This window comes from Desulfovibrio piger ATCC 29098, assembly GCF_000156375.1.
Taxonomy (GTDB): Bacteria; Desulfobacterota; Desulfovibrionia; order Desulfovibrionales; family Desulfovibrionaceae; genus Desulfovibrio; species Desulfovibrio piger.
Window position 1 is genome coordinate 78,295 of record NZ_DS996356.1, and the last position, 18,935, is coordinate 97,229.

Consider the following 18,935-nt stretch of genomic DNA (forward strand, 5'->3'; position numbering starts at 1 on the left):
AGGGGCAAGGCTAGGTTGACGAGGCGCTGTTGCGGCGTGCGCTGAAGGCACGGCAAAAGCCCCGCCGGAGGGGAACGCCCGCTTCCGGGCAAAAAAGGGCGACAGGCCTAACGGCCGCTATCCATGTGCAGGTCAAGGCCCGGATCGACCACCGGCGTGCGGGGCGCGGCCTTTTTGGCCGCAGGCGCATCGAAACTCAGATGCAGCAGGGGATCCTGTGCCGCAGGCGTGGCCTGCGCGGCCGTTTCGGCCAGTTTGGGGGCAGGGCAGCCCAGGGCATCCAGGCGGGCTTCCATGGCGCGCAGCAGCACGCGCATCTGGGCGTGCTCGTCGCGCAGGGCGCGGTTCAGGCGTTCCTGGCTGCGCAGCATGTAGAACTGTACGGCAAGCATGCCGAGAAAACAAAGAAAAATAAAGAGCATCAGGGAAAACATGGGGCGGCCTCGCGGATATTCTGGCGGCCGTCGTGCCCATGTTTCCGGGGCTGGCCGCAGCTCCGCTTATATACATTCGGACGCGGCAGGGCAAGATGCCGCAAGGAAGGAAAATGGCAACAGCAAAAATCGAACCGCATATGGTCATGGCCGATGCCCAGGGCAACATCTATGATGATCCCGACCTGCTCATGGTCTGCCGGCGCGGCGAGGAATGGGGCACGCCCCGTCCTGACGAACTCATGCCCCTGCCCGAGGAGAGCGAGCTCTTCCTCCTGCCCGGACGCCGGGCCGTGGGCCTGAACCCCGAGACCGGCGAGATAGAGTGCACCGAAGATCTGGCCGTGGCCGCCTTTGCCGCTCCGGCCCACACGCTCTCCGCCCATCCGGCCTACACCAGCGATGCCGACGCCCCCCTGCTGCCCCTGTTCGCCTATGGCGCCGTGGGCTTTGCCAAGGGGCGCTTCTACATCTGCGCCCGCAAGGTGGATGCCGACCAGCGTCAGGAGTTCCGCCACATTCCGCGTTCCCGCATCGAAAAGAACGTGCGCGCCCTGCTGCGCCAGTTCCCCAAAAACCGGCTGGTGGGCCACATCCTCGAAGACTGCGTCATGAAGTACGACTGTCCGGCGGCCCGCAACTTCGCCCTGGGCCGCTTCGAGGCGCCCCTGCCCAGCTCGCGTACCTGTAATGCCCGCTGTGTGGGCTGCATCTCCGAGCAGGACAAGGATTCGCCCATCAACGTGACGCCCCAGTGCCGCCTGACCTTCACGCCCACTCCCGAAGAACTGGTGGAGGTCATGAGCTTCCATGCCGGCCGCGAGACGAAGACGCCCATCTATTCCTTCGGGCAGGGCTGTGAGGGCGACCCCCTCATGAATCCCGACCTGCTGGTGGAGAGCGTGCGCCTGTTCCGTAGTCAGGGCGGTGTGGGTACGGTCAACTGCAATACCAACGCCTCCCGCACCGAGGCCGTGGAGCGTCTGGCCAAAGCGGGCCTTTCCAGCATCCGCGTCAGCCTCAACAGCGCCCGGCCCGAAGTCTACGAGCGCTATTACCGGCCCCACGGCTACAGCTTCGACGATGTGCGCCGCTCCATCGCCGTGGCCCGGCAGAACGGCCTTTGGGTCTCGCTGAACCTGCTCTTCTTCCCCGGTGTCACCGACAGTGAAGGCGAACTGGAAGCCCTGGCCCGCCTGGTGGGCGAGAACGGCGTGAGCATGATTCAGTGGCGTAACCTCAACATCGACCCCGAATGGTATCTGGGCCTCATGCGCGGCATCGACCACGGGCCCATCATGGGCCTCAGCCTGTTCATGAAGCGCCTGAAAAAGCTCTGTCCCTGGCTGCGTTTCGGCTACTTCAACCCCTATGTGGGCGAGAAGGCCGAGCTCACGGCGCCCCTGCCCGGGCAGTGGCAGATGCCTGACCTCCCCGTGGCCGATGCGCCCCTGGCCGGGCCCGCCCAGGAAGATGGCGCCGGGGATGCAGGAGAGGAAGCCTAGTTTTTTGAAAGGGGAGCTTGGGTGGTTTTCCGGGGGAGGAGGGCGCTTTTGAAAAAGCGTCCCCCTCCCCCGGGCCCCCTCTCCCCGTAAAACTTTTTTCCGGAGTGGACGGCAGGTCTCCGCCTTCGGCTTGCGGGAAGAGTTTTTGTCCCATGACCGGGAAAGGGGGGGCCGCCCAGCGCTTTCCGGGTCGGCAAGAGGGGCGGATGGCCACGGAACCGTGGCGGCACGACCGCTGCCGGGCCACGGCAGGCTACATAAACAGGCGGTCGGCATGGCGGCCGATGCTCCCTTCAGAAGGAAGGTGCATCCGGGAGGGGAAGGGCACGCGGTCAGATAGGCGGGGATGTCCATACTGGGAACAAGCCGTCACCGGTAGGCCGACGTATTTGTCCCGGGCGGGATCTTTTGAGGAAAAGGAATGTTTTTAGCTGGATGCGGATATTTTTCAACAAAGGCATGTCTTGTGCTTGACGCGCGTCCTGTTCTTTTATATCTTCTTTTTGAAATTGAATTTCTTTTTCTAACATCCAACGGTGGCCATGCCGCCAGGGAGTTGTCATGAGCAAAGTCCTGATCGTTTTTGGTTCCAGCACCGGCAATACCGAGGGCATCGCCCAGAAACTGGAAGAGATCATCGCCGCCGCAGGCCATGACGTCACGCTGAAGAACGCCGCCGACGTGGACGCCGTCGGTCTGGCCGAAGGCTATGATGCCGTGCTGCTGGGCTGCTCCGCCTGGGGCGATGACGATCTGGAGCTGCAGGACGATTTCATCCCTCTTTATGAAAACATGGAAGCCATGGGCCTTTCGGGCGTCAAACTGGCGGCCTTTGCTTCCGGCGACAGTTCCTACACGCATTTTTGCGGTGCGGTGGACGCCATCGAGGCCAGGGGCAAAGACCTGGGTGCGCAGATCGTGGCTGAAGGGCTGAAAGTGGACGGTACGGTCAGCGATGCCCCTGACGCCGTGCAGGAATTTGCGGCCGCTGTTCTGGCAGCATTGTAGCCGCAAAGGGACCCCGGCCTTCGCCGGGGTGCGTCCTGTGCCTTGCGCGGAGTCTGGCCATGGACTCCGCGCTTTTTTTATCCGCTCCCGTCTTCTGTGGTTTCGTATCCCGGGCCTTGCCAGCCGCGGACAAACATTGTAGCGTGCCGCCATCATCATCTTTGTTGTGGAGGTCTGTATGGCGATCCTTGTTTGCGGCGGTGCGGGCTATATCGGTTCCCACGCGGTCCATGCCCTGGCAGCGGCAGGTCAGGAAGTCGTGGTGGTGGACAATCTCCAGACGGGCCATGCCGCCGCCGTGGCGGGCAAGGCTGCCTTCGTGCAGGGCGACATCCGCGATGCCGCCTGTCTGGACGATATCTTCCGCCGCTTCCGCATCGACGGTGTCATGCACTTCGCCGCCGATTCCCAGGTGGGCGAGAGCATGGTCAACCCTCTCAAGTATTTCAACAATAACGTGGGCGGCATGCAGAGCCTGCTGGAAGCCATGGTCCGCCATGGCGTGGGCCGCATCGTCTTTTCGTCCTCGGCCGCTGTCTACGGCGAGCCCGACAGTGTGCCCATCAGCGAGGATGCCCCCACCCGGCCCACCAATCCCTACGGGCACAGCAAACTGATGATGGAAGCCATGATGCGCTGGGTCTCGGCGGCCCATGGCATCCGCTACGTTTCCTTGCGCTATTTCAATGTGGCCGGGGCCCTGGCCGACGGCAGCATCGGTGAGGACCACAGCCCCGAGAGCCATCTCATCCCCCTGGTGCTGCAAGTGCCGCTGGGCCAGCGACCGCATATCACCATCTTCGGTGACGATTACGCCACGCCCGACGGGACCTGCATCCGTGACTACATCGCCGTCACCGACCTGGTGGACGCCCCATGTGAAGGCCCTGGACCATCTGCAGCGCGGTGGTGATGACCTTATCTGCAACCTGGGCAACGGGCAGGGCTTTTCCGTGCGCCAGATCGTGGACTGCGCCCGCAAGGTGACCGGTCGCGATATCCCCGTGGTCATGGGACAGCGGCGCGCGGGCGATCCGGCCCGTCTGGTGGCTTCGGCCCGCAAGGCGCAGCAGGTGCTGGGCTGGCAGCCCCGACTGGGCGTGGAAGCCATCATCGAATCGGCCTGGCGCTGGCATCGGGAACACCCCCACGGCTACGGCGAGCGGCAGTAAGGCCGTGTTGTCGGGGACGTCGGCCATGTTCGTTCCTGCTGCGGAGGATCCGCAGCGAAGGGCGGAAGGCGCAGGCTGATCTATCGGGAAAAGATATCGTTTTGTGCAAGGGAGGTGTGGGCCTCCCTTTTTTTATGCCGTATCCGGGCTTGCTTTTCTTCGAAGGCACCGCTATCTTAAGATTGATAACTTATATTGATAAGGAGGTGCCATGTACGGCTATTCCTGCGCGCGACGCGCCTTTTCCTTTTTCATCCTGACGCTGGCCCTGGCCGTTGCCGGGACCGGTGCTGTGGCTGCGGAACTTTCCCGCCCGACCTTTGACCCCTTACGGGAGAAAGCCCCCATGAATGACAGCGGTTTCCGGATCATTGCCCGCGGCGATGCCGCGGTGCCGCCCCTGACGCCCCGCGAGGCGGACATCATCCTCCGCAAGGCCACGGAAGCCCCGTGGTCCGGTGAATACGAAAAGAATACGGCCGCCGGGACCTATTTGTGTCGCCAGTGCGGTGTGGCCCTGTACCGTTCGTCGGACAAGTTCGATTCCGGGTGCGGCTGGCCTGCCTTCGACGATGCCCTGCCGGGCATGGTGCGTCGCCAGCCCGATGCCGACGGCCACCGGGTAGAGATCGTCTGCGAGCACTGCGGCGCCCATCTGGGGCATGTTTTTGAGGGTGAAGGCCTAACGGCCAAGAACACCCGCCACTGCGTCAATTCCCTGTCCATGCGTTTCGCGCCTGCGGGCAGCGAAAAGGAAAAGCTGGGCCTGGCCCTGTACGAGCTGGTGCGCAATACCCAGGTGGCTGTGCTGGCGGGTGGTTGTTTCTGGGGCGTGGAAGACGCCCTGAGCAGGCTCCCCGGCGTGGTGGACGTGCGCTCCGGATATACGGGCGGCCATACCGACAGGCCTTCCTATGAGGACGTCTGCCGGGGCGATACCAGTCATGCCGAGGCCGTGCTGGTGCGCTTCGATCCCAAAAAGATCAGCTATGAGGCCATCGTGCGCCGCTTCTTCGAGATCCACGATCCCACCCAGCTGGACAGGCAGGGGCCGGACGTGGGCAGCCAGTACCGTTCCGCCATCTTCTGGCTGGACGAGTCCCAGAAGCGGATGGCCCAAAAGCTCATGGATGAGCTGCGCGGTCTGGGCTATGACGTGGTGACCCGTCTGGAAAAGGCCGGGGCCTTCTACGAGGCCGAGGCCTATCATCAGGATTTTGCCCGCCGTACGGGCCGGGGCGGCTGCCATCTGGCCGTGCCCCGTTTCGAGCGCCGCGCTGACGGCAGCCCGCGCTAGGGAAATGTCCGCGTATCCATAAAACAAAAGGCAGGCACGTCGGTGATGGTGTGCCTGCCTTTTTCATGCTTGCAAGGAGATGCGGGAGACCGGCTCGTGTCTTTTTCCTGAAAGGATGCCGGAGCTCTTTTCAGGGGTTGGGGAAAGGGGACTTGCAGGGACGGCTCCCTCTCTGCCGGGGATCGGAGACCTTGGCCTGCCGCGCCCGTGTCCGCTGGCATGGTGCAAGCTGCGGGTAGCGCAACCCCAGGGAGCCTTGCCCGGGAAACGTCCTTTCCTTGTCTCAGGCCTTGATGCGCCGAACCAGCGGCGCCAGACAAAAGATGGCCACGCCCACCACCACGATGGGCGACAGGGCCCAGCGCAGGTCGAACTGGTGGGAAAGGAAGCCCACCATGGGCGGGCAGCCCAAAAAGCCCAGGAAACTGAGGGACGAGACCAGCGAGATGGCCACGCTGGGTGGCACGCGCGTGGATTTGCCTGTCAGGCTGTAGCAGAGCGGCACCACGGAGGCCATGCCGAAGCCCACCAGGGCCAGACCCGCCGTGGCGGGCAGCAGGTCGGGCCAGAGCAGGGCCAGGCTCAGACCGGCGGCGATGCAGAGACCGCTCAACTGGAGCACGGGCGTGACCCCGAAGCGGTTCACCAGACCGTCGGCCAGCAGGCGCCCCGTGACCATGGCGCACATGCAGGCCAGGTAGCCGGCGCGGATGAGGCTCTCGCCCGGCTGGACCACCTGGGCGAAATAGACGGAGCTCCAGTCATACATGGCGCCTTCCGTGGCCATGCTGCCCAGGGCGATGCAGCCGAGCAGGGTCAGATAGAGGTCGGGACGGAAGGAACGCTTCCCGCTTTCGGGCGCTGCGGCACCGATGCGCACTTCCCGGGGCATGGTCCAGGTGCGCAGGCAGCCCAGCGTCGCCAGCGTGATGACGAGGATGGCGGCAAAGTGGGGCAGGGGCGCCACGCCCAGCGGCGCCACGATGGAGCCGATGATGCAGCCCGCCACGCCGCCCAGGCTCCACATGCCGTGGAAGGTAGCCATGATGCTGCGGCCGTAGAGCGTCTCCACGCCCACGGCCTGGGCATTGAGGGAGATGTTGAGCATGTTGTTGGCAAAACCGAAGCCCAGCAGGGCAGCGGCCAGCCAGTGCGGGCTGCCGGCCAGGGCCAGGGAGAGCAGGGCACAGGGCATGAGCATGAGCCCCAGCATGATGACGCGGCGGCTGCGGAAACGGCCGATGAGCCAGGCCGTGGGGGCGATGGAGAGCATCTCGCCCAGCGGGGCGGCCAGCAGGACGCTGCCCAGGGCCGCGTCGCTCATCTGCAGGGCGGCCTTGATGTCCGGGATGCGGACGGCCCAGGAGGCGAAGACCATGCCCATGACGAAGAAAAAGGCATTGATGGCAGTACGATAAAAAGCCCGGGGCGTGCGCGGCAGGATGCGGGCCGCGGCCAGGCGGGGAGTGGAGATGGTCAGTTCCATGACGTATCCTCGATGAAAGCGGATGGCGCCCTCCAAGACTGTTTGAGCGCACAGACACCGTGTAGACTCTTTGCCCTGCCTTGGAAAGAGGCTGGCGGGGGGCTGAAAAAATTTTTTGCTGCCGGACCGGGGCAGAGGCCCCTACGGAGCGTGCGAGACCGGCCTGTATGGCCGGAGGCGCGGCAGGGCATGGACAGATCGGGAAAATGTCCGCATGATGCGGGGCATCATCCCTCTGGATAAGGATATGATATGAATAAGCATATGACTCCCATTTTTCTGTACCTCAACGAGCGCTTCGGCCCGGATGCCGTCCAGGCCGAGGGGGAAGACCAGATCAGCCTGGCCGTGGATGAGCGCCTCATCCTTCTTCATCATTTCGAGGTATCGGAAAAACTCCTCATGGCCACGGGTATCGCCCCTCTCCCCGAGAACGGCAGGGAACAGCTTTGCCTCGCCCTGTTGCAGGGGCAGTATTTTTTCCACAAAACATCGGGCATGACCCTGGCTGTGGATACGGAGGCAAGGTTCGTCGTGCTCCAGCTTTGTGTGGATGCTGATGCGAAACTGATGGATGACTTTGCCACCATCCTGGAAAATTTCGTACATGTCGCGGCCTACTGGGCAGAGACATGCCGCCGGCTGGGCGAGGGGGCGGCGTCCCCGTCCGCCGAAGTGCCTTTGGACCTGCTCACCAGCGGCCTGCGCGTCTAGCCTACAGGAGCCATCATGCCGAAGACCGTCAGCAACACTCCTTCCGTCTATTCCTTCCTGCGCATCGCCGACGATGCGAGCATACCGGACAACGCACGGGTCACGATGGATGGGAACAGTCCCAAGGTCGTCTCCCACATCACCTTCCAGTCCACGAACCAGCGGGCCATGCAGACCTTCCTGCGCTCCATAGCCTATGAATTCGGGCAGGGCGTGGCCGATATCGCTACCCGGGAGCTCCGGAATGCCATCACTACTTCCAGTCCGCTGACCGCAGGCAACGTCCGCAACGTCAAAAGCCTGTTGGAGAGGAATATCCACAAGCAGCTGTCGCTGGACTGCTTCCTGCATGGCATCAATACGGCCACAGGGCGGTTCGATAGCGGCAGCGGTTTCCCCGCCGAGTTCGAGCGCCATTGCGCCACTCTCGAACAGGCACTGGGGGCCCCCATCCCCGCCCCGCTGAAGGGCGAGCTGTGCAACGAGGTCCTCAGAGATTTTTTCAGCTGTTATCAAAAACTGGAGATCCGTGACTGCACGCCGGAAAAAATGGCTTCCGACCTGGTGGAGCGGACCGTGCTGAAAAAATTGCTGGCCTGCGCCTCCAGCGGCCTTTTGGGCCTGCCCGGTTCCGTGGAGGACAAGATAGCTGTCGTGCGGGAGTGTTATGGTCAGGGACGGCTCCTGGAGCCGGGCCTTGTTTTGCATCGGCTGCCTTCGATCCGCTCCCGCTTCCAGGAAGGCCCGCTTTCCCTGGAGACCATCTGGCAGGGCTGTTTCGGCCGCCCCATGCCCGAGGGCCTGAAGCCCTGGGACGGGACGCTGGAGGCGGCTTTTTCCCGGGAGATCGTGCAGGCGCTCGGGCTGCAGGAACGCCCGGACACACTGGGGCTTGCGGAATCGTTGACGGGGTGCATGGCGCCCGACAAGATCATCGGGATGTTCGACGGCACGCTTTCCTGTCTTGGCCTCACCGACTTCCTGAATCTTCCCCGGGTCTCCTTCGAGCCCTATCCCTCTCTTTCCGGTCTCGATGCCTTTCGCAAGGATGCCGCCCGGGAGTTTGTCTCCGTTCCTTTCCCGGCCCATGTGGGACGGACTTCCTACAAGATCGAGCCTAGCGTGCAGGTCGGGACGAACGAGCCTGTCCGGACCGGCATGAAGGTGGGCAAGTCGGACATCGGAAAGCATGTGGACAGCATCGCCGGGCAGGTCCTTGCGGAGTGTGCCGGGAATACGCAGCAGGCGGATGCCGTGCTCCACCTTTGCTCGCAAAGCGTCATGCGCCAGTTCTTCGGACTCAACGGCATCGGCATGTTCGTCGGCTCGAACGGGGCACAGTGCAGGACCTTTATTGGTGGTGAACACTGCGTCACCCGGCGGAACATCCAGCGCTTGTCCAATGGGGATGTCCAGGTCAACATCAGGACCCCCGATGACGATCCGCAGATCCTTGAACATGTGGGCCGGTTCAGTGTGACCGTCACGGTGGATCGCAACGGGCAGTGCCGGTATACGGATATGGAGCTTGCCCTGGCGGCCCCGGCGCCTGCCTCCGCATAGAGGCTGGATGCCGGGGAACTGATCCCGGACATGGTCCCGTACGGCATATGTCCGGCATGAGAAAGGCGCACGGCGCCTGAGGAGAAGAAGATGCACAAGATACTGACAAGCGGATTGCTGGCCCTGCTCCTGCTGCTGGGCGGGGCCTTACCGGCCGCGGCCCTGGATATCCACATCGACAACAGCCAGGCCCTGGGCGGCAGCCTGGCCCTGCGTTATCTGCGCACCGACGGTGTGTGGGTCACGAAAGGCTGGGTGAACTTTGGCCCGCACAGCAAGCAGACCGTGACGCTGGAGACCTGGGAGCCCGTGTTCTACCTGCATGTGGAAGTGGGCGGCGGCGCGTCCGTGGAGCTGCCGGGCGAGAAGCACCGTTTCTGGGTGGTTCGGGATGTCTTCGAGCTGGAAGGGGATGCCCGTCCGGCGCGTGGCCAGCAGGCTGATTTCATCAAGGTGGAGGTGCGGGGGGACGATCCCCGTTTCACGCTGCGCTTCTGATCCGGGCCGCCATGGCGGGCAGGGCGGTACAGTGATTACGCGCCGCAAAAAAAGGCAGCCTTTCCGGTGACCGGAGGGCTGCCTTTTTTTGACGGAGGCGTCGTCCCGCTAGCGGCAGTTGCACAGCGTCCTGTCGCGCAGGGAGGGCAGGCGGATGCCGCCGCGCGTCAGTTCCAGACGCAGCTCGGCAAGGCGGCGTTCGATGGCGGCGGGCAGGCGTACGCCGGCATGACGGGCCCAGACCTGCGGCGGGACGATGTCCACGCCGCCGTTGGCCAGGTCGTAGGTGATGATCTCGTTACCGGCAAAAGCTTCCTGGGCCGTGGCTTTGACGATCTCGAACACGGCACGGTCGGCCCGTTTGACGATGCTGGTCAGCATGAGCTTGGGCGCCAGGAATTGCTGGTCCTTGTCCACGCCCACCAGGGGCCGCCCTTGGGCTATGGCCGCTTCCACGGCGCCCAGTCCCGAACGCCCGGCCAGCACGGCCAGAGCATTGATGTCCAGCCCCAGCAGTTCCTCGGCCTTGGCCCGGCCCTTGTCGGGAGAGCTGTAGCTGCCTGCCACGCCGTTGATGACGCGCGCGCCCGGGCTTTCCAGCCGGACGCCTTCCACGAAACCGTTGAGCATGGATTTCAGCTGCGGGTCGTCTTCTCCGGCCAGCCAGCCAAGGGTCAGTTCATCAGCCTTGGCGCGCGTCCCGGGGGCGGGCAGCAGGCCGTGCTTGTGCAGCTGGGAGAGCAGGGCCCCGGCCAGGAAGGCGGCCTGTTCGTCGGCAAAGGTCACGCACATGATGTTGGCGGTACGGATGCCCGTATCGATGCAGCCGAACTTCGTCTGCCGGAAGTTGGCGGCATTGTTGCGCAGGATCTCGTGCAGCCGGGCCCCGGAAAGCAGGACGAGGTCGGCCTGCCGGGCGGCGGCCTGGAAGATGCCCTCCTGCGTCAGGCCGTTGCTGCCCTGGGGCGGGGCCACCACCACGGCGGTGCGCACGCCCAGTTCCTTTTGGGCCTGTTCCAGACCCTGGCGCAAAAGATCGTTCCAGCCCCGGTCGGGGGCCGCATCTTCCAGCAGCAGGGCCACGCGCAGGCCCGGGGCATCGCCGGGCGACGCGGCCAGGGCGGCGGAAACGCAAAAAACGGACAACAGGACGGACAGGCACAGCAGGCGGGTGATATCAAAGCATTTTTTCATGTCGGACTCCCGGCGGCATACTAGCAGGGGGCTGGAGAGGCCACAAGCGCCCGGGAAGTCTGACGGAGAAAAATTGAGCAATCGAACAATTTGCATAGTAAAAAAATTGTATTTAGTAATATGTTGTTTTTAAAAGATAAAAATAATAATATGAAAGATTTTCTGCTATTTTTATTCCATTTTTCTCCCCGTGCAGCATTTTTCTGTGAAAAAAAGCACTAGGCAAGCTGTGAAACTTGTGCTAAGTCTCCTGCTCAGGAAACGTGTACTCGTGTTTCGTCCCTGCGTATGGGTTGCGCCGGGGCGGGATGCAACTCCTTGGGACATTGCTTGGAAGGATACGTTATGTCTGCATACGAGCTGCCTGCATGGCTTGACACCCGGTTCATCGAAAACGCGCTCAGTCGTACGGCTGCACCGGACAAGGCGGAGCTCCGGGATATTCTGGACAAATCTCTGGCTCTGAAGTCACTGACCATTCAGGAAGCGACGGCTCTCATGCGGGTGACGGATCCCGAAGACATCGCCCTGATGATGAAAACGGCGGATGCGGTCAAGCAGAAGGCCTATGGTGACCGTATCGTGCTGACCGCTCCGCTGCATATCTCGAACCATTGCGGCAGTGAATGCCTCTACTGCGCCAACCGCAAGAGCAATACGCTCATCCAGCGCAAGTACATGACCTCGCCCGAGATGCGCGAGGCCGCCGGCAAGCTGATCCGTCAGGGGCACAAGCGCATCGTGCTGGTCTCCGGCCAGCTGCCCAATGCCGATGTGGAGTACCTGGCCGAAGCCATCAGCATCATGTACACCGTGTTCGACGGTCACGGCGAAGTCCGCCGCGTCAACGTCAACGTGGGGCCGCTGAACGCCGACCAGTACAGCGTGCTGCTGGATGCGGATGTGGGCAACGTCCTGATCTATCAGGATACCTACCACCCCGATTACTACAAGGCCGCCCATGTGGCCGGGCCCAAGAGCCATTACGAGAAGCGCCTCAACGCGCCTGAGGTGGCGTTGGGTGCCGGTGTGCGCGATGTGGGCCTCGGCCTGCTGCTGGGCCTTGCGCCCTGGCAGTTCGATGTGCTGGCCACCATGCTGCATGTGGCCCATCTCAACCGCCTGTTCGGCGCCGGCGGCCACACCGTCAGCATGTTCCGTCTGCGTCCCGCGCCGGGCAGCCTGTTCGTGCCCCCGCATCCGCTTTCGGACGACGAGTTCCTGCGCTGCGTGGCCATCATGCGCCTGGCCGTGCCCCATGCGGGCATCGTCGTCACCACGCGCGAACCTTCCGGCCTGTGGCGTGACGCCTGTAGCAGCGGTGTCTCCCAGGTGTTCACGGGCAGCGTGGGCAGCGCTTACGAGACCTGGAGCGACAAGCCCGGTCCCGACGGCATCCCCTTCCCGCTGGGCGAAGACACCCATCTGGACGAAGTGGTGCGCTTCCTCATGGAAGAAGCCGAACACCTGCCTTCGTTCTGTACCGCCTGTCCCCGCTTGGGCCGCAGCGGTGCGGACTTCATGGGCATGGTGCACGAGTGCGGCATGCGCAGCCAGTGCAGCCCCAACTCCATCGCTTCCTTCGAAGAGTTCCTGCTCAATTACGCGACGCCCTATACCCGTGAGGTGGGCGAACGCCTGATCGCCCGCAAGCTCCCGCAGATGAGCGACGTGGAGCGCGGCGCGGCAGAACGTCTGTTGCAGAAGGTCAAGTCGGGACGTATGGACGAATTCATCTAACAGGCAGCGGCCAGGGCCGTTCTTCAGCGAAACCGCCGCCACCGTCTGCCTTCTGGCAGATGGTGGCGGTTTTTTATTTTTGTTGGCATAGTCCGTTAGCCTGCTTTGCCTGCCCCGGGCAGCAGGCAGAAAGAAAAGGGAGACGCCGTGGCAAGACTCATCGACCGTATTTTTTTTGACAGGCAGGACAGGGACATCCTCGTCCTGGTCAACCGCATCCTTGAAGCGCCCAACGTGCCCTCGCGGGACAATCTCTTCAATCCCGAACTGCATCCCCACGGCATCAAGGAGCTGGTCACCTCTCCGGCTTCCCGCATGGCCTATGCCGTCATCAACCTGCTGCGCAACCTGGAGGTCGGCGGCTCGCGCGACCGCCTGCTGGCCCTGCAGACCCTGTATGACGAGGTGCTGACCAGCGCCCATTCGGCCCTGCGCCGCAATACCGCCCGTGCGCTCATGCAGATCATGAAGGACATGGTGCGCGCCCATGGCGACGAGACCCGCCAGCTCATGCTGGCCCATGACTTCCGCAGCACCGCCCTGGGCACGCCGCGCGTGGTGCGCCGCATGCTGGCGCGCTATCATCTGCCCGAGATGCCCGAAGCCTGGAACCAGCTGGCCTTCGACGACCATGTCTATGACGTGAACACCAAGGGCCGCAAAACGCCCACGCACCTCATCATGGACGCCTGGATCAAGGGCCTGCGTTCCATCACGGTGGTCTACGACAACAGCGTGGATCTGGAGGCCGCCACCGAGGTCATCCATGCCTCGGGCATCGTGGGCATCTCCGTGCGCATCGGCCTGGAGTTCAGCGTGCCTTTCTACGACCGCTTCGTGAGCCTGGTCTGGATGCCGCGCGGTTTCAGCTCCGGCAAGGGCTTCCTGGACTTTTTGCGCAGCCCGCAGATGCGGGAGATGCTGGAAAAGGGGCGCGAAGTGCTGCACTGGCGGCGTGAAGTGGCCCTGCACACCCTGGAAGTCTGGAACGAGGACGAGCGTCCCCGTCTGGAACAGCTCTGGGGCGTCTCCGTGGCGCCCATGGGCCTGGAGGAATTCCTCGACTTCGTGGGGCGCGGCCATGCCTCCCTGCTGCGCCTGGCCGAATACCTGCACAAGCACATCCAGCCCAGCCTGCGGGCCCGGGCCGAGATCCTGCGTGCCCGGCATGACGATCCCGAGGCCATGGAGGAATTGCAGCGTCTGGACAATCTGGGGCCCGACGACGTGCAGGCCCTGTGGCTGAACCCGAGCCACAACCCGCGCATCCCCAATACGGAGCAGCCGGGCGCGTGTGACAACCTGCCGGAACTGATGTGCATGAGTGCCCAGAAGCTTTCCGCCTATCTCAACGGCCTTGCCACGGGCAACCGTCTGATCCTGGGCACCGAGGGCCTGAGCGTGGAGGACGTGGTGGAGCTGCTCTGGGACTGCGAGGGGCGCATCACCCATCTGGAACTCTTCAACATGAAGAGCTGGGTGGAAGGGCACCTCAACAATATCGCGGCCATCAACGAGTTGCAGCGTGTGCTCAATCAGGGCCTTGCCCCGCGCATGAAGCAGATGGTGCGCCAGATGATCCGCCAGATGGAGATGACGGGTGACGACGAGCGTCTGGAAAAGTTCCATGCCATCCTGCGGGACATCCCCAAGCTCTGGGCCGCCTACCGCCACGAGCCCCTCAAGTCGCGCCTGGGCAGCAATTCGGCCAGCCGTTCCCGTTCGTACGGCATGGGCCTGGCCATCCGGGAGACGCTGCCGCGCCGGGCCCTGCTGTCCATGAAGAAGTCGGGCAGCCAGCAGTCCGCCATCCCCATCTACTCGCCGGTGGAGGAGCAGATCCGCTATAACGAGCCGGAGAACCCCTCGCCCGGGCAGCGCCTGCTGGCCCATTTCCGCTTTTTGCCGGGTTGCGACCATCTGGGCATGGAGCGGCGCCGCGTATGGCGGGCGGCCAGTGAGGATTGCCGCGTCAGCAACCGGGGCAACATGGTCAATCTTGGCGGCCTGAGCCCGTTCCGCGGCAATGGCCTGACCGATGCGCCGCAGGGGGAGGAAGCCAGGCCCGACGGCCAGTATCTCAACAGCACCCTGAGCAACTGCCTCAAGGTGCTGCTGGGCTTCATCCCGGCCTTCGTCTCCTTCATCTATACGCAGGACTGGTGGTTCCTGGCCTGGTTCGGTACCTTCATCTGGTTCGGCATCACCGGCGTGCGCAACGTGGTCCAGATGGTCATGGCCGCCCGCGGTGCCAAGCGCAGCACCCTGACCCACTGGCGGGAACACGTCAGCGTCAAACGCATCTGTGACTCGCTTATGTACACGGGCATCTCGGTGCTGCTGCTGGAGGTGATGATCCGCGTCTGGCTGCTGGAGGACTGCTTTGGCGTGACCGTGGCGGAGCAGCCTGTGGTGGTCTTTACCGTGCTGAACATCGTCAATGGTTTCTATATCTTCGCGCACAATGTCTACCGGGGCTTCCCCCGCGAGGCGGCCATCGGCAACCTGTTCCGCAGCGCCCTGGCCATCCCGGTCTCGTCCTTGTACGACTTCATCCTCTTCCACCTGCTGCTGCTCTGGGGCATCGCCGATCCCCATCTGTATCTGGTGCCCAGTGCGGCCGTCATCTCCAAGATGGCCTCGGATACGGTAGCCGCCATCATCGAAGGTTACGCCGACAGCCAGGTGAACCTGCGCATGCGCCGGTGGGATTATGAAAGCACCATCAAGCGCATCTTCGACTGCTACACCCAGCTGGAGCTGCTCTTCCCCCGCGAGGACGCCCTGATCTGCCTGGCCCGCCCCGGCGGCCTGCGCGGACGCGGCGGCGAAGAGGCCCAGCGGCTGGAGCGCATCCTCATCATCTGCGCCCTGGACCTGATGTATTTCTGGTTCTACCAGCCGCGCGCCCAGGAGGCCTTCCGGCACAAGGTCCGCTCCATGGCCGAGGCGGACAGGGCCGTGCTGCTCAGCGCCCAGCTGGTGCTGATGCGCGAGCGGGAGGTGAGCCAGTTCCTGGTGGACGGCCTGCTTGGGCGCAACTTCTCGAAACCATTGGCTTTCTTCCTTGACAGGCGCAAGGAGTACCTGCGCCTCATGGCGCGCATCTGCATCCTTTCAAAGCCCCGCGAAGCTCCGGCCTGCCCGGTTCTTTTCGGGGAAGACAAAAAAAGTTGAATCTATTTTATAAAATCTTATTGCCATGGCGGGGCTGGTCGCGTATGTTGATTCCAGTACATCCATAAACGTTTCCAAACCGGGCTCGGACGGGGATCCAGACCGTTCAGATGCCCAAACCAAGGAGTTGCACAATGAGCACGGATGTCAAGAGCATGCATATGGGCCAGATCACGTCCTTCTTCATCCCCACCGTGACTCTGGTCGGCCAGAACTGCTCCACCCAGATCCCCGATCGCCTGAAGAGCCTCGGCGGCAAGAAGCCGTTGATCGTCACCGACCAGGGCATCGTGGCCGTGGGCATTCTGAAGCAGATCACCGATATCCTTGACGCCGCCGGCATGCAGTATGCCGTGTACGACAAGACCGTGCCCAACCCCACGGACAAAAACGTTGAGGAAGCCACCGAAGCTTACAAGAGCAACGGTTGCGACAGCCTGATCACCCTGGGCGGCGGTTCTTCGCATGACTGCGGCAAGGGCGTCGGCTTTGTGGTCGGCAACGGCGGCAAGATCCACGACTACGAAGGCGTGGACAAATCCAGCAAGCCCTTCCCGCCCTATGTGGCCGTGAACACCACCGCTGGTACCGCCTCTGAAATGACCCGTTTCTGCATCATCACCGACACCTCCCGCAAGGTGAAGATGGCCATCGTTGACTGGCGCTGCACCCCCAGCGTCGCCATCGACGACCCGGTCCTGATGATGGGCATGCCTCCGTCCCTGACCGCCGCTACTGGTATGGACGCCCTGACCCACGCCGTGGAAGCCTATGTTTCCACCGCCGCCACTCCCATGACCGACGCCTGTGCTGAAAAGGCCATGGAATACATCAACCGCTACCTGCGCCGCGCCGTTGCCAACGGCAAGGATATGGAAGCCCGCGAAGGTATGTGCTACGCCCAGTACCTGGCCGGTATGGCCTTCAACAACGCCAGCCTGGGTCACGTGCACGCCATGGCTCACCAGCTGGGCGGCTTCTATGACCTGCCGCACGGCGAATGCAACGCCATCCTGCTGCCCCATGTGTGCGAGTACAACCTGATCTCCAGCCGCCGCCGCTTTGGCCGCATCGCCAAACTGCTGGGCGAACGCGTGGACGGCCTGAGCCCGACCGACGCTTCGCAGGCAGCCATCAAGGCCATCCGCATCCTGTCCAAGGACGTGGGCATCCCGGAAGGCCTGATCGCCCTGGGCAAGAAGTACGGCAAGGAAGTGAAGGAAGAGGACATCCCCACCATGACCGCCAACGCCCAGAAGGACGCCTGCGGTCTGACCAACCCGCGCATCATGAGCGACGCCGCTGTGGCCGCCATCTACAAGGCCGCCCTGTAGTCCTCGCTGCATAGCTGCATAATGGAGGCCCCCGGGAAACCGGGGGCCTTTTTGTATTTCCTGGTCAGGATCGTTGTCAGCCTGCCGGCAGCCGTGCGGACAGGGCGGAACGTCATGTCTCGCTGGCAGGACCCCTGTGCTTTGCAGCTTTTTTCTGCACGACGTACCGCAAAGCGGAGGGCAGGGAAGGTAGTCCCTGTTTGTCAGGGAGAAGGGGCGTCGGCGGTATCACCTCGGCATCAGGCGAACATCCCCGGCCGGGCGGCGCGGCAAACGGCCCCGGCCACGGCATCAGCGGCCAGGGCCCCCAGAAGGAGCTCGTTCCAGGGGCCGTACCCTTCCGGCAGGGGCTGCTTGCTGGCCAGCGTGAAGACGATATCGCCGTCGAAAAGCATGTGCGCGGGGACGATATGCCGGGCCAGACCGGTGGCGGCCATGCGGGCCAGACGGCTGCACTGGGTCTTGTCCAAGGGGACATTGGTGGCCACGACGGTGAGCACGGTATTGCCGGTGGGGACCTTTCCGGCCAGGGCTTCCAGGGCCTGCGCATGGGGCACAGGCGTACCGTCGGGGAAGCGCCCGCCGGCCAGGAAACGCCCCTGGCCATCATAGACGTTGCCCAATGCATTGAGGACCACCAGGGCCGCTACCTGTATGCCTTCCCGTTCCAGACACAGGCTGCCCAGACCGCTTTTGTCCGAAAGATCCAACGGCTTGCCCGCGTCATCCTGGCAAAGACAGAACAAACGGCCGCAACGGGCCCCGCAGGCGGCCCCCACAGCGCCTTCGGCCAGCGGTGCCGCAGAGGCCGCCCGGGCCGCGGCATAGCCCATGGCCGCATCGGGAAGAACGCCGGGCCTGGCGTTCATGTCCAGATCGTAGATGACGGCTCCCGGGACGATGGGGATGACGCCGTGCGGCATGGCGAAACCGTGCCTCTGTTCGCGTAAGAATCGCATGACACCGTCGGCAGCGGCCAGACCAAAGGCGCTTCCTCCGGCCAGCAACAGGCCGTGCACGGTATCCACCTGGGATTCGGGCCGCATGAGCTCGGTCTCGCGGCAGCCGGGAGCGAAGCCCGGCACGGCGATGCCCGGCGTGAAGCCCTGCGGGCAAAGGATGGCGGTGCAGCCGGTATGGTTGCGGTCGTCCGTGGCGTGGCCTGCCAGCAGGCCGGGGATGGCGGTCAGAGTGGTATTGGTCATGGGAGCTCCTGTGGCGGAGGTTGGCGGCTGTCCCCGTGGGCCATGCGGCCGCGATCAGGAGGGGGACCGTGAGACGAATCTTCCATGTTCGGAGGGAAAAGGAAAGCCCTCTCTTGCGGGGCATACAGGCCCCGTCCGTCCTGTGACGGGAAGAGGGAGAGGGGAAAAAGAAGCATATGGACAGGGCGATCCCGGATGCCGGACAGGGAGGGAGCCTTGCAGGTAGCGGGGCGTGTGAGAAGAGGTCGCGGCACAGCCGTTGCCGCAGCACGATGTCGTGCAAAGACAGAGCCCCGCGCGAACGGGAAGTTCGGCGCGGGGCTCTTTGTTTTTAGCAGATGGCGCGGATCAGGCCAGCATGTCCAGGAAGTACTGGTGCAGGCGCAGATCCGGGGTCAGTTCGGGGTGGAAGGAGGTGGCCAGCATATTGCCCTGACGCACGGCCACGATGCGTTCACCGCGGTCGGCATCCAGACGGGCCAGCACCTGCACGCCCTCGCCCACGCGGCTGATGAGCGGCGCGCGGATGAACACGGCCCGCAGGGGCTCGCCAGCCAGGCCGTCGATGTGCAGATCGGTCTCGAAGCTGTCTACCTGACGGCCGAAGG

General features: G+C 63.6%; 16 protein-coding genes and 1 pseudogene. 11 read left to right on the forward strand and 6 right to left on the reverse strand.

Going from position 1 to position 18,935, the window contains the following annotated elements; all coding sequences use genetic code 11:
• Positions 1-107 precede the first annotated feature (107 nt).
• The gene (locus tag DESPIG_RS05950; RefSeq protein ID WP_006006225.1) at positions 108-434 is read right to left on the reverse strand and encodes a hypothetical protein; all 327 of its coding nucleotides are present in this window, start codon (positions 432-434) and stop codon (positions 108-110) included.
• Positions 435-547: 113 nt separating this feature from the next.
• On the opposite strand from DESPIG_RS05950, the gene DESPIG_RS05955 reads away from it, so the two are divergent.
• Positions 548-1,939: a radical SAM family protein gene (locus tag DESPIG_RS05955; RefSeq protein ID WP_040369501.1), complete on the forward strand. Its 1,392-nt coding sequence runs from the start codon at positions 548-550 to the stop codon at positions 1,937-1,939.
• A gap of 332 nt (positions 1,940-2,271) precedes the next feature.
• Here DESPIG_RS05955 and DESPIG_RS13730 read toward each other — a convergent pair whose 3' ends face one another.
• The gene (locus DESPIG_RS13730) at positions 2,272-2,502 is read right to left on the reverse strand and encodes a hypothetical protein (RefSeq protein ID WP_147589051.1); all 231 of its coding nucleotides are present in this window, start codon (positions 2,500-2,502) and stop codon (positions 2,272-2,274) included.
• Between DESPIG_RS13730 and DESPIG_RS05960 the strand changes: the two genes are divergently transcribed.
• From DESPIG_RS05960 to DESPIG_RS05970, 4 genes are all read left to right on the forward strand, one after another.
• Positions 2,501-2,947 (forward strand): flavodoxin, encoded by a 447-nt coding sequence (locus DESPIG_RS05960; RefSeq protein WP_006006229.1) that lies wholly within the window; start codon positions 2,501-2,503, stop codon positions 2,945-2,947. The genes DESPIG_RS13730 and DESPIG_RS05960 overlap by 2 nt on opposite strands.
• 178 nt (positions 2,948-3,125) lie before the next feature.
• A complete protein-coding gene (galE, locus tag DESPIG_RS05965; protein WP_006006230.1) occupies positions 3,126-3,860 on the forward strand; it encodes a UDP-glucose 4-epimerase GalE in 735 nt (244 codons plus the stop codon).
• Positions 3,826-4,119, forward strand: a complete 294-nt coding sequence (locus DESPIG_RS14590) for a hypothetical protein (protein ID WP_006006231.1) — start codon at positions 3,826-3,828, stop codon at positions 4,117-4,119. Before galE ends, DESPIG_RS14590 begins: the two co-directional genes overlap by 35 nt.
• Before the next feature lie 211 nt (positions 4,120-4,330).
• Complete coding sequence (locus DESPIG_RS05970) at positions 4,331-5,416, forward strand: bifunctional methionine sulfoxide reductase B/A protein (protein WP_006006232.1); 1,086 nt, start codon at positions 4,331-4,333, stop codon at positions 5,414-5,416.
• A 283-nt stretch (positions 5,417-5,699) separates the two neighbouring features.
• On the opposite strand, the gene DESPIG_RS05975 is transcribed toward DESPIG_RS05970, so the two are convergent.
• Positions 5,700-6,902 (reverse strand): MFS transporter, encoded by a 1,203-nt coding sequence (locus DESPIG_RS05975; protein ID WP_006006234.1) that lies wholly within the window; start codon positions 6,900-6,902, stop codon positions 5,700-5,702.
• Positions 6,903-7,154: 252 nt separating this feature from the next.
• Here DESPIG_RS05975 and DESPIG_RS05980 point away from each other — a divergent pair, with 252 nt between their 5' ends.
• The 3 genes from DESPIG_RS05980 to DESPIG_RS05990 all read left to right on the forward strand — a co-directional run bounded on the left by DESPIG_RS05980 (position 7,155) and on the right by DESPIG_RS05990 (position 9,677).
• Positions 7,155-7,616 (forward strand): type III secretion system chaperone, encoded by a 462-nt coding sequence (locus DESPIG_RS05980; RefSeq protein WP_006006237.1) that lies wholly within the window; start codon positions 7,155-7,157, stop codon positions 7,614-7,616.
• 15 nt (positions 7,617-7,631) lie between these two features.
• Positions 7,632-9,179 carry a hypothetical protein gene (locus DESPIG_RS05985; protein WP_006006239.1) on the forward strand — a complete coding sequence of 516 codons (1,548 nt, stop codon included), beginning with the start codon at positions 7,632-7,634 and terminating at the stop codon, positions 9,177-9,179.
• A 90-nt stretch (positions 9,180-9,269) separates the two neighbouring features.
• Positions 9,270-9,677, forward strand: coding sequence for a hypothetical protein (locus tag DESPIG_RS05990; RefSeq protein WP_006006242.1), 408 nt, complete (start codon positions 9,270-9,272; stop codon positions 9,675-9,677).
• Positions 9,678-9,785: 108 nt separating this feature from the next.
• Here the strand turns inward: DESPIG_RS05990 and DESPIG_RS05995 are convergent, their stop codons facing one another.
• The gene (locus tag DESPIG_RS05995; RefSeq protein WP_006006244.1) at positions 9,786-10,871 is read right to left on the reverse strand and encodes a BMP family lipoprotein; all 1,086 of its coding nucleotides are present in this window, start codon (positions 10,869-10,871) and stop codon (positions 9,786-9,788) included.
• A gap of 345 nt (positions 10,872-11,216) precedes the next feature.
• On the opposite strand from DESPIG_RS05995, the gene hydG reads away from it, so the two are divergent.
• The 3 genes from hydG to DESPIG_RS06010 all read left to right on the forward strand — a co-directional run bounded on the left by hydG (position 11,217) and on the right by DESPIG_RS06010 (position 17,122).
• Positions 11,217-12,611, forward strand: a complete 1,395-nt coding sequence (gene hydG / locus DESPIG_RS06000; protein ID WP_006006247.1) for a [FeFe] hydrogenase H-cluster radical SAM maturase HydG — start codon at positions 11,217-11,219, stop codon at positions 12,609-12,611.
• 147 nt (positions 12,612-12,758) lie between these two features.
• Positions 12,759-15,788: a hypothetical protein gene (locus DESPIG_RS06005; protein WP_040369502.1), complete on the forward strand. Its 3,030-nt coding sequence runs from the start codon at positions 12,759-12,761 to the stop codon at positions 15,786-15,788.
• Positions 15,789-15,922: 134 nt separating this feature from the next.
• On the forward strand, positions 15,923-17,122 hold the full coding sequence (locus DESPIG_RS06010; RefSeq protein WP_006006251.1) for an iron-containing alcohol dehydrogenase: 1,200 nt from the start codon (positions 15,923-15,925) through the stop codon (positions 17,120-17,122).
• A gap of 239 nt (positions 17,123-17,361) precedes the next feature.
• Here DESPIG_RS06010 and DESPIG_RS06015 read toward each other — a convergent pair whose 3' ends face one another.
• Positions 17,362-18,327, reverse strand: a complete 966-nt coding sequence (locus DESPIG_RS06015) for a P1 family peptidase (RefSeq protein ID WP_006006258.1) — start codon at positions 18,325-18,327, stop codon at positions 17,362-17,364.
• 348 nt (positions 18,328-18,675) lie between these two features.
• Positions 18,676-18,935, reverse strand: a pseudogene (locus tag DESPIG_RS06020) (pyridoxal 5'-phosphate synthase glutaminase subunit PdxT); the annotation flags it as partial.

Bases quoted from the DNA above. Each gene is read 5' to 3' on its own strand.
- DESPIG_RS05970 (WP_006006232.1), top strand. From the start codon at position 4,331: ATGTACGGCTATTCCTGCGCGCGACGCGCCTTTTCCTTTTTCATCCTG.
- hydG (WP_006006247.1), top strand. From the start codon at position 11,217: ATGTCTGCATACGAGCTGCCTGCATGGCTTGACACCCGGTTCATCGAA.
- galE (WP_006006230.1), top strand. From the start codon at position 3,126: ATGGCGATCCTTGTTTGCGGCGGTGCGGGCTATATCGGTTCCCACGCG.
- DESPIG_RS06010 (WP_006006251.1), top strand. From the start codon at position 15,923: ATGAGCACGGATGTCAAGAGCATGCATATGGGCCAGATCACGTCCTTC.
- DESPIG_RS05950 (WP_006006225.1), bottom strand. From the start codon at position 434: ATGTTTTCCCTGATGCTCTTTATTTTTCTTTGTTTTCTCGGCATGCTT.
- DESPIG_RS05995 (WP_006006244.1), bottom strand. From the start codon at position 10,871: ATGAAAAAATGCTTTGATATCACCCGCCTGCTGTGCCTGTCCGTCCTG.
- DESPIG_RS05975 (WP_006006234.1), bottom strand. From the start codon at position 6,902: ATGGAACTGACCATCTCCACTCCCCGCCTGGCCGCGGCCCGCATCCTG.
- DESPIG_RS05980 (WP_006006237.1), top strand. From the start codon at position 7,155: ATGAATAAGCATATGACTCCCATTTTTCTGTACCTCAACGAGCGCTTC.
- DESPIG_RS13730 (WP_147589051.1), bottom strand. From the start codon at position 2,502: ATGACAACTCCCTGGCGGCATGGCCACCGTTGGATGTTAGAAAAAGAA.
- DESPIG_RS05985 (WP_006006239.1), top strand. From the start codon at position 7,632: ATGCCGAAGACCGTCAGCAACACTCCTTCCGTCTATTCCTTCCTGCGC.
- DESPIG_RS05960 (WP_006006229.1), top strand. From the start codon at position 2,501: ATGAGCAAAGTCCTGATCGTTTTTGGTTCCAGCACCGGCAATACCGAG.
- DESPIG_RS05990 (WP_006006242.1), top strand. From the start codon at position 9,270: ATGCACAAGATACTGACAAGCGGATTGCTGGCCCTGCTCCTGCTGCTG.
- DESPIG_RS06015 (WP_006006258.1), bottom strand. From the start codon at position 18,327: ATGACCAATACCACTCTGACCGCCATCCCCGGCCTGCTGGCAGGCCAC.
- DESPIG_RS05955 (WP_040369501.1), top strand. From the start codon at position 548: ATGGCAACAGCAAAAATCGAACCGCATATGGTCATGGCCGATGCCCAG.